The organism is uncultured Caulobacter sp. (assembly GCF_937900395.1).
GTDB lineage: Bacteria > Pseudomonadota > Alphaproteobacteria > Caulobacterales > Caulobacteraceae > Caulobacter.
This window is the reverse complement of sequence record NZ_CALCDX010000209.1, coordinates 1-11,553: the sequence shown is the minus strand read 5'-3', so window position 1 is coordinate 11,553 and position 11,553 is coordinate 1. Positions and strand designations below refer to the sequence as shown.

Here is an 11,553-nt window from a genome sequence, read left to right as displayed (position 1 = left end):
CCACCACACCTTCTTCGAAATGCTGGGCAACTTCAGCTTCGGCGACTATTTCAAGGAACAGGCGATCACCCATGCCTGGACCCTGCTGACCAGGGAATGGGGCCTGTCGCCCGACAAACTGACCGCGACCGTATACCATACGGACGACGAGGCGTTCGACCTGTGGAAGAAGATCGCCGGCCTGCCCGAAAGCCGCATCATCCGCATCCCCACCAAGGATAATTTCTGGGCCATGGGCGACAGCGGACCGTGCGGTCCCTGCTCGGAAATCTTCTATGACCATGGCGATCATATCTGGGGCGGTCCTCCCGGTTCTCCGGAAGAGGATGGCGACCGCTTCGTCGAGATCTGGAATCTCGTCTTCATGCAATATGAGCAGGAAGCCAACGAGATCGTATCGGAACTGCCCAAGCCCAGCATCGACACCGGCATGGGTCTGGAACGCATCGCCGCCGTGCTGCAGGGCGTGACCGACAATTATGATACCGACACGTTCAAGGCGCTGATCGCGGAAAGCGGCGCACTGACCCGCACCGCGACGGATGGCGAGCATAAGGCCAGCCATCGCGTCATCGCCGATCATCTGCGCTCCACCAGCTTCCTGATCGCCGACGGCGTGCTGCCCGCCAATGAAGGCCGCGGCTATGTGCTGCGCCGCATCATGCGCCGCGCCATGCGCCACGCCTATCTGCTGGGCGCGCAGGAGCCCCTGATGCACCGCTTGGCCCCGGTCCTGGTGGCCGAGATGGGGCAGGCCTATCCGGAACTGCGCCGCGCCGAGGCCTCGATCGTCGAGACCCTGCGCCAGGAGGAAGAACGTTTCCGCGTCACGCTGGGCCGCGGCATGGGCCTGCTGGACGAAGCGACCGCCAAGCTGTCGGCCGGCGGCGTGCTGGACGGCGAGACCGCCTTCAAGCTCTACGACACCTATGGCTTCCCGCTGGACCTGACCCAGGACGCCGTGCGCGCCAAGGGCCTGACGGTCGACACCGACGGCTTCGACGCGGCGATGCAGAGGCAGCGCGAAATGGCGCGCGCCAACTGGGCCGGCTCGGGCCAGCAGGGCGCGGCCGCCGCCTGGTTCGCGATCAAGGAAAAGAACGGCGCGACGGACTTCGTCGGCTACGAGACCACCGAGACGACGGGCGTCGTCCAGGCGATCGTCGTGGACGGCGCCGAGGTCCAGAGCGCGACCGGCGGCACGACCGTCGAGGTCCTGCTGGACCGCACCAGCTTCTACGCCGAAAGCGGCGGCCAGGCTGGCGACCAGGGCATGCTCGAGGCCAATGGTCGCGAGAACCGCGTGATCGACACCCAGAAGCAGGCCGGCGATCTGCACGTCCACCGCGTCGAGCTGTCGGGCGAGCTGAAGGTCGGCGACAAGGTCGTGGTCTCGGTCGACGCCGAGCGCCGTCACACGACCCGATCGAACCACTCGGCCGCGCACCTGGTGCATGCCGCTCTGCACCATGTGCTGGGCCCGCACGTCGCCCAGAAGGGCCAGATGGTCGATGGCGAGCGCATGCGCTTCGACTTCAGCCACGGCAGCCCGCTGACGCCCGAGGAGCTCGACAAGATCGAGGCCGAGGTCAATGCGGTCATCCGCCAGAACGTCCCGGCCGAGACCAAGGAAATGGCCCCGCAGGAGGCCATTGAGGCTGGCGCGGTCGCCCTGTTCGGCGAGAAGTACGGCGACAGCGTCCGCGTGCTGACGCTCGGCAAGTCGCTGACCGACGAGGCCAAGGCCTATTCGGTCGAGCTGTGCGGCGGCACCCACGTGGCCCGCACCGGCGACATCGCCCTGTTCAAGATCGTCTCGGAGCAGGGCGTCGCCGCCGGCGTGCGCCGCATCGAGGCCCTGACCGGCGAGGCGGCCCGCCGCTTCCTGCTGGACCAGGCGGGCGTCGCCAAGTCGCTGGCCGACCAGTTCAAGACCCCGGTCGCCGAGGTCGCCTCGCGCGTCGACGCCCTGATCGCCGACCGCAAGCGCCTCGAGAAGGAGCTGGCCGAGGCCAAGAAGCAGCTGGCCCTGGGCGGCGGCGGCGCGGCTTCGGGTCCCGAGGACGTCAACGGAACGCCCCTGATCGCCCGCGTCCTGGACGGCGTCGGCGGCAAGGAGCTGCGCGGCGTGGCCGAGGAGTTCAAGAAGCAACTGACCTCGGGCGTCGTCGCCTTGGTCGGCACCTCGGACGGCAAGGCCGCCGTGACGGTGGCGGTCACCGCCGACCTGACCGGCAAGTTCAGCGCGGCCGACCTCGCCAAGGCCGCCGTGATCGCCATGGGCGGCCAGGGCGCCGGCGGCAAGGCCGACTTCGCCCAGGGCGGCGCGCCGGACGACAGCAAGGCCCAGGAAGGCCTCGCGGCCGTCAAGGCGGCGCTAGCCGGCTAAGCCGATCCACATCGACGAGACAGAAGGGGGCGCCGAAAGGCGTCCCCTTTTTCGTATCCGCTTGACGCTGGCCCGGATCGGGCCTCAATTGAGTTACAGGTGTAATCTCTGGAGCGGCCGATGTCCTCACGAGTGTCGATGGCGCGTTTGGCGGCCCTGGGCCTGGTTCTGGCGTTCGGCGGCTGCGAGCGTGAAGTGGCCAAGACGCAGGTGCGCTACGCGCCGCCATCCCTGTGGCGTGTGGAGGTGGTTGAGGACTCCGGCGGTCAGTCCGGCGTCGTGGACGTCTGCGCCAATCCGGAACTGATCGCTTCGTTCTCTCGCGTCGAGCCGCGGATCAACGGTCAGTCGTGCGAGCCCGTGGGCAAGCCCGCCAAGGACAGCGCCGATGAGCACGTCTCGCGCTGCGAGGCGGGCGGCGCGCGCTATGGTCTCTACGTCACGACGACGCGCAAGGCGGCCGACGATTTCACCGTTCGCTTCGCTTTGCAGCCGCTGCAGGACGACGGCGGCAAGATCGTCCAGGCCCGACGCTATCAGCGCCTCGGCTCGTGTCCGGCTGGCTGGGCCGCGGGCGACCAGGGGCCGCCGGGCGGCCGACCGACTTCGAGCCTGTTGAGTGGAAACAAGCTGACGTCCTGAAGATCTTTAGAGCCGCGCCGGCGCCAGCAGCAGGACCGCGACCGCTAGGGTAATCATCGCCAGCGCCGTGGTCAGGGCGACGGTGCGGGCCGCGCCTCGGGCGAAGACGTTGTAGGCGCGCGTCTGAATGAAGACGCTGACCGCCGTGGGCGCAGCGGCCAGAAGAGTCGCCCCGGCGCGGAAGGCCGGCGGTGCGGGCGTCAGGCCGATGGCGAACCAAGCCAGGAGTGGGAACAGCGCCAGCTTGGCGAGCGCCGCCGTGACGACGACAGTGGAGCGAGGCGCGGCCTCGCTCTCGGCTTCGCGCAGGCCCAGGGCGGCGCCGAGCGCCACGAGGCCGACGGGGCTGCCCGAGGCGGCCGCTAGCCCTAGGGCCCGATCCAGGGCCTCCGGCGGTCTGATCTCGAGCAGGGCCAGAGCGGCTCCGATGATCGCGGCGGCGACAACGGGATTGCGGAACGCCTGCAGGATCGAGCGCCATATCGAACGTCCCGCCGCCCAGCCCAGCAGGCCCACGCCAGCCGCGGACAGGATGACAAAATCGACCGCGATGACACCCGCCGCCAGGCGCGCGGTCTCGGCGCCCATGACCGCGGCGGTGATCGGCAGGGTCAGGAAGGCGCTGTTGCCGACGCCGCTGGCGATCCCCGCGCCGGACTGTTCGGCCTTGGTCCAGCCCAGCGCTCGGCCCAGGATGACGACCGCTATCATGACGACCAAGCCCGCCGTCGCGTAGGCCGCCAAGCCCGCCGTCAGCTCGGCCCCTGGACGGCCCATGCGCGATAGCGAGTGGACCAGCAGGGCCGGGAAACCGATCCAGTAGACATAGCTGGACAGGCCGCGCGCCTGCGGGCCGTCCAAGAGGCGCAGGCGGGTCAGGACCAGTCCAGCTCCGACCAGCAGGAAGAACGGCCAGACCCGGGCGAGGACGTCGGCGACGAGAGCGATCAAGATCGGAGCCTCAGGCCTGCCGCTCGCCGGCCGGCAGGCGAATATGGACCAGCCGCCAGGTGAGCAGCGCCCGGCGCTCGAAGGTGAAGACGGTTGTCTTGCCGCGCGCTCCGGGCCGCTTGACCACGATGCGGACGCGGTTCGGGTCCCAATAGGCGATCGTCGGGTGAGGGCCCTTGATGGCCTGCTTGAGCGCGTCGCCGGAGGAAGGTTCGAGCGGCGGAGCGCCTGGGGCGTAGCCGCGCGTCAGGGCGCTGAAGCCCGACACCGTCAGATAGCGATCCACCTTGGGCTCCGGCGGAGCGATCGGCTCCACGGCCTTCTTGAAGACCCCCATGGGGTCGCGCCAGATCGAGGGGGCTTCCGGCTTGGCCGCTGGCGCGTCGACGACGAGCTGGGCTGTGAGGCTGCTTCGGACGGCGGGGAAATCGACCAGTTCGCCGATCGCCTGCACATCCTCGTATTGCGCCGCCGCCTTCAGCGCCCGGAACGCGAACCAGGGCGCGGAGACGAACGCGGCGGCGAACACGAAGATCGCCAGCACGATCAGATCCCAGATCCGCTTCTGCAGGGTCATGGCGACTCCGAAAGGTCAGGAGGGGATAGACAGCCTTACGACCTTAACGTCCAGAACGAAAAACGCCCCCGGAGGTCATCCGGGGGCGCTCTGACGGCGTCTTCGCGAGGGCGAAGCTTAGGCCGCGGCCATGGCCTTCTTCAGGTTCTCGTCGATCTTGTCGAGGAAGCCTTCGGTGGTCAGCCAGCCTTGCTTGTCCCCGACCAGCAGGGCCAGGTCCTTGGTCATGTAGCCGCTCTCGACGGTGTCGATGCAGACCTTTTCCAGGGTGGCGGCGAACTTGGCCAGCTCGGCGTTGTCGTCCAACTTGGCGCGGTGGGCCAGGCCACGCGTCCAGGCGAAGATCGAGGCGATCGAGTTGGTCGAGGTGCTCTCGCCCTTCTGGTGCTGGCGATAGTGGCGGGTGACGGTGCCGTGGGCGGCCTCGGCTTCCACGGTCTTGCCGTCCGGCGTCATCAGAACCGAGGTCATCAGGCCCAGCGAGCCGAAGCCCTGGGCGACGATGTCCGACTGCACGTCGCCGTCGTAGTTCTTACAGGCCCAGACGTAGCCGCCCGACCACTTCAGCGCCGAGGCGACCATGTCGTCGATCAGGCGGTGCTCGTAGTGGATGCCCAGGGCCTTGAACTGCTCGGCGTAGTGCGCGTCGTAGACTTCCTGGAAGATGTCCTTGAAGCGACCGTCATAGGCTTTGAGGATCGTATTCTTGGTCGACAGGTAGACCGGGTACTTGCGGTTCAGGCCGTAGGCGAACGAGGCGTGGGCGAACTCGCGGATCGACTCGTCGAGGTTGTACATCGCCATGGCGACGCCGGCGCCCGGGGCCTTGAACACCTCGTGCTCGATGGTCTGGCCGTCTTCGCCGACGAACTTGATCGTCAGGGTGCCCTTGCCGGGGAACAGGAAGTCGGTGGCGCGGTATTGGTCGCCGAACGCGTGACGGCCGACGATGATCGGCTGGGTCCAGCCCGGCACCAGACGCGGCACGTTCTGGCAGATGATCGGTTCACGGAAGATCACGCCGCCCAGGATGTTGCGGATCGTGCCATTCGGCGACTTCCACATCTTCTTGAGATTGAATTCCTTCACGCGGGCTTCGTCCGGCGTGATGGTGGCGCACTTGACGGCGACGCCGTGCTTCTTGGTGGCGTTGGCGGCGTCGATCGTCACCTGGTCGTCGGTGGCGTCGCGATTTTCAACCGAAAGGTCGTAGTAATCCAGTTCCAGGTCCAGGTACGGGAAGATCAGCTTATCCTTGATGAGCTTCCAGATGATCCGGGTCATTTCGTCCCCGTCCATGTCGACGACGGGGTTGGCGACTTTGATCTTGGCCATAGCGGGGCAGTTCCTCTGGCGGTGGCGCGCCTGGAGCGGCCTGGCGCACAGGGCCAGGACGCGGCGCGGACCGGGTGGCTATAGACTGTTGCGTGACGAGGGAAAAGCGGATCGGTTTAAGAGCAGGCTGAAGTTCGATCCTGGAGTTCGTTGTTTTGGGGTTTCCGTCGGCGGGGGCGCGGGACGGAAATCGAGTGCGAGAGCGTTTTAGAGCGAGCGGTTGAAATTCCATTGTGAAGCCGGTCCGCAGAAGCGACCGGCGCGGGGGCGCGGTGAACGGCAATCCAGCCACGAATGCTCAGGTCACGCGGCCCCTGGCGCGTCGTCTGCTGACCATGGTCGCCATGCTGTCCATCGCGGTGACGGGAGTCGCGACTGCAGCAGCCTTCTTCTTTGTGCGCGAAAGCGCCGCCGACACCCAGACCCGCCACCTAGCCGCCTATGTCGGCGAACGCGTCAAGACCGAGGACCGACTGTTCTCCGACCTGGTGAAGGTTCACGACGCCGCGGCTAAGGCGCTGACCCGCCGCCTGGAGAATGACGACCCTGCGCAAGACCTGGTCAGGTTCGACGCGCTGTTCCCTGACCATGGCGACGGCACCCGCCGCTCGGCGCCCGGCCTGTTCGACGGGGCGCGGATCGGCGAGCGGTACATCTATGGCATAGGGGCGTACCTGCCCAACGCCGCCGACCTGACGGCGGCCGATAAGGCGCTTTTGGTCTCCGCCCTGGACGTGGTGGCCGCGACGGGCGAGGCGCAGCTGCGTCACTACGACAACTTCTATTTCTTCACGCCGGACTCGCGTCTTGTGATGTTCGGACCGCATCGGGCCGACAAGCTGCAGTTCTACCGGCGGGACGCGCCGCCGGACCTCAGCATCGCCGGCGAGGAAATGACCCTCCTGACCCTGCCGGAGAACAACCCCGAACGGGCGATGAAGTGCACCAAGCTGCGGAGGCTGATCTCCGACCCGACGGGACGCCGGCTGACGGTCGCCTGCCTGACGCCCTTCTATCTGAAGGATCGGTTCGTCGGCGCCTTCGGAGCGAGCATCTCGCTGGACTCATACCTACTGCGGGTGGTCGGCGACGCTCTGCCGGGCGGTCGCAACATGATCGTCGCCGACAATGGCGAATTGATCGCCGCCCAGGGGATTTCCCGCAAGGGCGCGGTCGACGCGTTCTCTCTGCGCCGCTTCGAGGCGGAGAGCGACCTCAAGCGCCTGGTCCAGACGATCCGGACGCAGAACCGCAATGTGGGCGCGGTGCTGTCGCCGCGAGGCGATCGGCTGGTGGCTTATGGCCGTATGGTCGAGCCGGGCTGGTGGTTCCTGATGACCTTCCCGTCAGGAGATCTCGTCTGGTCGTCGCTGAAGACCGCCTCCTGGGTGCTGTTGTTCGGCTTCCTCGGCGTGCTGGCGCAGATTCTGCTGCTCTATCGCCTGACCGACCAGATGGTGGTCGCGCCGTTGCATGACCTGGCCGAGGCCCAGCGGCTGGGCGACCCGTCGGCGGCTGCGCCAATCGAGGCGCGCGAGGACGAGATCGGCGCCCTGGCCCGCTCGCTGCGCGGGCAGCGGGACCGCAACGAGGAGCTTTTACGGTCGCTCGAGGAGCGTGTGGCTGAGCGCACGGCCGAGCTCGAACGCGCCAACCAAGCCAAATCGGTCTTCCTGGCCAATATGAGCCATGAGCTGCGCACGCCGCTGAACGGCGTCATCGCCATTGGCGACCGCCTGGCCGAGGAGCAGGATTCGAGCGTCCGCCGGGAGTTGGCGGCTCTGGTCTCGTCTTCTGGCCGATTGCTGGAGCAGGTGCTCAGCGACATCCTGGATGTTTCGAAGATCGAGGCCGGCGAGTTCCAGCTGACGCCCGAACCGTTCGACCTGACTCGCCTAGTCCGGGGCATGGCCGAGCTTCACGCCGCCGCCGCCCAGGCCAAGGCTCTGACCTTCCGCTGGTCCGTCGCGCCAGACACGGCCGGAACCTACGAAGGCGATGCGGGGCGCATCAGCCAGATCCTCTCGAACCTGCTGGCCAACGCCGTCAAATTCACCGACGCGGGCGAGGTGGCGCTGGACGTCGATCAGGTCGAGGGCGGCGTGCGCTTCGTTGTCCGCGACACCGGTGTCGGTTTCGACGCGGCGGTGCGCGCGCGCCTGTTCAAGCGCTTCGTCCAGGCCGACCAGTCGATCACCCGCCAGTACGGCGGCACGGGCCTTGGCCTGTCGATCTGTGCCGCGCTGACCGAGAAGATGAGCGGGCGGATCAGCGCCGATGGCGCGCCGGGGGCGGGGGCGCGCTTCGAGGTCGTCCTGCCGCTGACGCGTTGCGAGGCGCTTCCGACGGAGACCGAAGAAGAGGCCGGCGAAACCGTCTCGCTGGAGGGGCTGCGGGTGCTGGTCGCCGAGGACCACCCCACCAATCGCAAGGTCGTCGAGATCGTGCTGCAGCCCTTCGGCGTGGACCTGACCCTGGTCGCCGACGGCGAGGCGGCGCTCGCCGCGCTAGACGAGAAGGCGTTCGACGCGGTGCTGATGGACATGCAGATGCCGGTGATGGACGGCCTGTCGGCCACCCGCGCCATCCGCGCCCGCGAAGCCGCCTCCGGCGCGCGGCCGATGCTGGTCATCATGCTGACCGCCAACGCCATGGAGGAGCATGTCGCCGCCGCCCAGGCCGCCGGCGCTGACCTGCATCTGGCCAAGCCTCTGCATCCGGGGCAGCTGGTCGAGGCGCTGGCGCTCGCGAGGAGGGGCTAGAAGGACTTCAGCACGGTCCGGCCCGCCTCGGCGACGATCGCCTCGCGCGTCGCGGCGTCAGCGGTCGAGCCGGACAGGAAGACCGCGAGCGCGACGCGGCGGCCATCCTTCAGCTCGATCAGGGCGACGGCGTGGCTCTCCGGCGTAAGGCCAAGGTCTTGCCGCGCCGAGCCGGCGACCTGCCAGATCTTGGCGTCTTTGGGCAGGGCGGCGGCCAGATAGCCGGGATCATGTCCCAGCAGCGGGCGGGGATCGGCGCTCGCGAAGACCTCGCGTGTGTTGAACGCTTCCAGCAGGCGAACCATGCCGACCGGCGTCGCCGTATCGCGCGGATCGGCGGCGCGTCGGCGGGCGGCCGCGGCGCGCGTTTCGGCCGGAACGCTCGCCAGCGCCTGGCGCCAGGCCGTCTGCCCCCTCCAATCGGCGCGGAACGAGGCCAGGCCCGCCGCCTCGGTCTCGGCCTGCCGGCGATAGAGATCGACTGAAATCCCGGCCAGCTGTTTGACGCCCAGCCAGCCGTTCACCGCCCCGGGACCGCCAATCCGCTTGGTCAGCAGGTCCAGCGCGGTGTTGTCGCCAGCGCGGGCCAAGGCTTCCAGTTCCTTCACGGCATAGGCGGCGCGGCCGGGCCAGGCGTCGGCGATCGCGCTCGGCGGCGGCGACAGGTCCACGTCGCGCGCCTGAAGCGTCTCGTTCGGGTCTAGGCGGCCGGCCTCGCGCTCGGCCATCACGGCCGCCAGGATCGGAACGCGCGCCGCCGCGCCCAGCGCGAAAGGGTGATCGCCGTTGAAGGCCCAGATCTGACGCGTGCCGAGGTCCTCGGCGGCCACGCCGAGAAGGGCGGGCGCGGCCCGCGCCGCGACAGGCTCCATGGCCTTCTGCAGGCCTTTGGGATCCATGGCCGGCTCTTCCTGGCCCAACATCGGTTTTCGCTCGCAGGCGGCGAGGATGGGCAGGACGGCGAGGGCGGTCAGGAAGGCGCGGCGCGACATCCGCGCTAAACGCGGCCGTGGCGGTTCGGCTGCAAGACCCCTTGCATCCGGCGCGCGGTCGGCGGCAAAGGGTGCGGATGACCGACGAAAATCCGTCCGCCGCGACGCGACCCGCGCCGCCCTGCGTGATCCTCAACGAACCCCAGCTGGCCGAGAACATCGGCTCGGTCGCGCGGGTCATGGCCAATTTCGGCCTTTACGACCTGCGCCTGGTGCGACCGCGCGACGGATGGCCGCAGGAGCGCGCATGGGCCAGCGCCTCGGGCGCCAGCTGGCCGCTGGACGACGCCAAGGTGTTCGATACGCTGGAGGCGGCGATCGCCGACCTGAAGCTGGTCTACGCGACCACGGCCCGCCCGCGTGAAACGCGCCTGCCCGTCTATACGCCGCGCGAGAGCGCCGCCCATCTGGCCGAGGAAGTCGCCCATGGTCGCAAGGTCGGTCTGCTGTTCGGCGGCGAGCGCGCCGGGCTGGAGACCCACGACATCGCCCTGTGCCAAGCCATTGTCTCGATCCCGATCGACGAGCGTTTCCGGTCGCTGAACCTGGCCCAGGCCGTGTCGATCAACGCCTACGAATGGAAGATGACCCAGGACGATCGGCCCTGGAAGAAGTTCGAGCTGAACGTCGAGGAGCCCGCCGACCAGGCCGCCATGCTGGGTCTTTACGAGCACCTCGAGGACGAGCTGGAGAAGGCGGGCTTCTACCATCCGCCCGAGAAGAAGCCGTCGATGGTCCGCAACCTGCGCGTCCCGCTGGCCCGCGCCCGCCTGACCGACCAGGAGGTCCGCACCTTCCGGGGCGTGATCACGGCGCTCAGCAAGGGGCGCGGGCGCGTTCTGGCCAAGCTGGCGGAGAAGGCGGCCAAAAAGCCGGCTCCTTAGCGCGTGCGCCCTTAAGGACGGGATGGGGCGGCGGATTTGACCTGGATCATCCGCCGCCGGATCGGCGAGGCGCAAGCTGGCGTCACTGGTTAGCTAGGAGCCTGTCCATGAACCCAGACGCCATCACCCTCGTTGTCGTGGCCGACGGCCGTCGCGCCCGCCTTCTGGAACAGCCGCGTATTGACGGTCCGCTGCATGACCGCCCCGAATGGCTGGCCGATGTGAAGGAACATCACGACCACGCCGCCCCCAGCCACATCACCCACTCGGGCGACGCTCGGGACCGCGCCGAAAAGGCGTTCCTGACCGGCTTGGCCAAGCGACTGGAAGGTCTGTCCGCCAAACATCACTTCGATCAGATCATCCTGGTCGCGCCGCCGCGCGCGCTGGGCCATCTGCGCGATGCGCTGTCGCCAGGCCTGGCCAAGAAGGTCGTTGGCTCGGATCCGCACGAGCGGGTCGACGCCACCATCATTACGCTGGAAGCCGCGGTGCACGCCGCGCGCTACGCCAACGCCGCCTGATACGCGCCCGGCGGCTCCCCGGGAGCGGTAGACGGGAGACGAGCGGCCTTGCGCCGCTCGTCTTTCCCGCGTTCACTCTTCCAAACAAATGTTTGGGGAGGTCGCCATGAACCGTCGGGAATTGCTGGCCCTGGCCGGCGCATTGGGTTTCGCGCCGGGCCTACAAGCCCGCGCCGCCTCGCCCGCGGACGCGATGGCGGCGCGCGACGCCTATCTCTACGCCCTGCCGCTGATCGAGATGGCGACCACCCGCGCGCGGCTGCTGAAGGCGCCCGGCGCGGCGATCAACAAGCTGGACCATGCGAGAACCCTGGCGGACCACACGTCCCGTCGCGTGACCACGCCCAACAACGACACCCTCTATTCCTACGCCTTCCTGGACCTGACCAAGGGACCGGCGACCCTGACCGTCCCGCCCATGGGCCAGCGCTACTACTCGGCCGCGGTGATGGACATGTTCACCAACAACAACGTGGTGCTGGGGACGCGCACGATCG

Annotated in this window: 10 protein-coding genes; 6 read left to right on the top strand and 4 right to left on the bottom strand. The window is 68.2% G+C overall.

The window, feature by feature from the left end; translation table 11 throughout:
- A partial coding sequence (gene alaS / locus Q0379_RS18285; RefSeq protein ID WP_299014887.1) for an alanine--tRNA ligase occupies window positions 1-2,389 on the top strand: 2,389 nt, incomplete at its 5' end.
- Window positions 2,390-2,509: 120 nt separating this feature from the next.
- Window positions 2,510-3,031, top strand: coding sequence for a hypothetical protein (locus Q0379_RS18280; RefSeq protein WP_299014884.1), 522 nt, complete (start codon window positions 2,510-2,512; stop codon window positions 3,029-3,031).
- Window positions 3,032-3,037: 6 nt separating this feature from the next.
- Here Q0379_RS18280 and Q0379_RS18275 read toward each other — a convergent pair whose 3' ends face one another.
- The 3 genes from Q0379_RS18275 to Q0379_RS18265 all read right to left on the bottom strand — a co-directional run bounded on the left by Q0379_RS18275 (window position 3,038) and on the right by Q0379_RS18265 (window position 5,894).
- The gene (locus Q0379_RS18275; RefSeq protein WP_299014882.1) at window positions 3,038-3,982 is read right to left on the bottom strand and encodes an AEC family transporter; all 945 of its coding nucleotides are present in this window, start codon (window positions 3,980-3,982) and stop codon (window positions 3,038-3,040) included.
- A 10-nt stretch (window positions 3,983-3,992) separates the two neighbouring features.
- Window positions 3,993-4,559 carry a DUF2939 domain-containing protein gene (locus Q0379_RS18270; protein ID WP_299014880.1) on the bottom strand — a complete coding sequence of 189 codons (567 nt, stop codon included), beginning with the start codon at window positions 4,557-4,559 and terminating at the stop codon, window positions 3,993-3,995.
- A gap of 117 nt (window positions 4,560-4,676) precedes the next feature.
- Window positions 4,677-5,894, bottom strand: coding sequence for an NADP-dependent isocitrate dehydrogenase (locus Q0379_RS18265; protein WP_299014877.1), 1,218 nt, complete (start codon window positions 5,892-5,894; stop codon window positions 4,677-4,679).
- Between the two features lie 335 nt (window positions 5,895-6,229).
- Here Q0379_RS18265 and Q0379_RS18260 point away from each other — a divergent pair, with 335 nt between their 5' ends.
- Window positions 6,230-8,656, top strand: a complete 2,427-nt coding sequence (locus Q0379_RS18260) for an ATP-binding protein (protein ID WP_299014890.1) — start codon at window positions 6,230-6,232, stop codon at window positions 8,654-8,656.
- Here Q0379_RS18260 and Q0379_RS18255 read toward each other — a convergent pair.
- On the bottom strand, window positions 8,653-9,648 hold the full coding sequence (locus Q0379_RS18255) for a serine hydrolase (protein WP_299014874.1): 996 nt from the start codon (window positions 9,646-9,648) through the stop codon (window positions 8,653-8,655). The genes Q0379_RS18260 and Q0379_RS18255 overlap by 4 nt on opposite strands.
- A gap of 77 nt (window positions 9,649-9,725) precedes the next feature.
- On the opposite strand from Q0379_RS18255, the gene Q0379_RS18250 reads away from it, so the two are divergent.
- The 3 genes from Q0379_RS18250 to Q0379_RS18240 form a co-directional block, all read left to right on the top strand.
- Window positions 9,726-10,532, top strand: coding sequence for an RNA methyltransferase (locus Q0379_RS18250; RefSeq protein WP_299014872.1), 807 nt, complete (start codon window positions 9,726-9,728; stop codon window positions 10,530-10,532).
- A 107-nt stretch (window positions 10,533-10,639) separates the two neighbouring features.
- Window positions 10,640-11,056 (top strand): host attachment protein, encoded by a 417-nt coding sequence (locus tag Q0379_RS18245; protein WP_299014870.1) that lies wholly within the window; start codon window positions 10,640-10,642, stop codon window positions 11,054-11,056.
- Window positions 11,057-11,162: 106 nt separating this feature from the next.
- The coding region (locus tag Q0379_RS18240) for a DUF1254 domain-containing protein (RefSeq protein WP_299014867.1) at window positions 11,163-11,553 on the top strand (391 nt) is incomplete at its 3' end.

Bases quoted from the DNA above. Each gene is read 5' to 3' on its own strand.
- Q0379_RS18280 (WP_299014884.1), top strand. From the start codon at position 2,510: ATGTCCTCACGAGTGTCGATGGCGCGTTTGGCGGCCCTGGGCCTGGTT.
- Q0379_RS18270 (WP_299014880.1), bottom strand. From the start codon at position 4,559: ATGACCCTGCAGAAGCGGATCTGGGATCTGATCGTGCTGGCGATCTTC.
- Q0379_RS18265 (WP_299014877.1), bottom strand. From the start codon at position 5,894: ATGGCCAAGATCAAAGTCGCCAACCCCGTCGTCGACATGGACGGGGAC.
- Q0379_RS18260 (WP_299014890.1), top strand. From the start codon at position 6,230: ATGGTCGCCATGCTGTCCATCGCGGTGACGGGAGTCGCGACTGCAGCA.
- Q0379_RS18255 (WP_299014874.1), bottom strand. From the start codon at position 9,648: ATGTCGCGCCGCGCCTTCCTGACCGCCCTCGCCGTCCTGCCCATCCTC.
- Q0379_RS18250 (WP_299014872.1), top strand. From the start codon at position 9,726: ATGACCGACGAAAATCCGTCCGCCGCGACGCGACCCGCGCCGCCCTGC.
- Q0379_RS18245 (WP_299014870.1), top strand. From the start codon at position 10,640: ATGAACCCAGACGCCATCACCCTCGTTGTCGTGGCCGACGGCCGTCGC.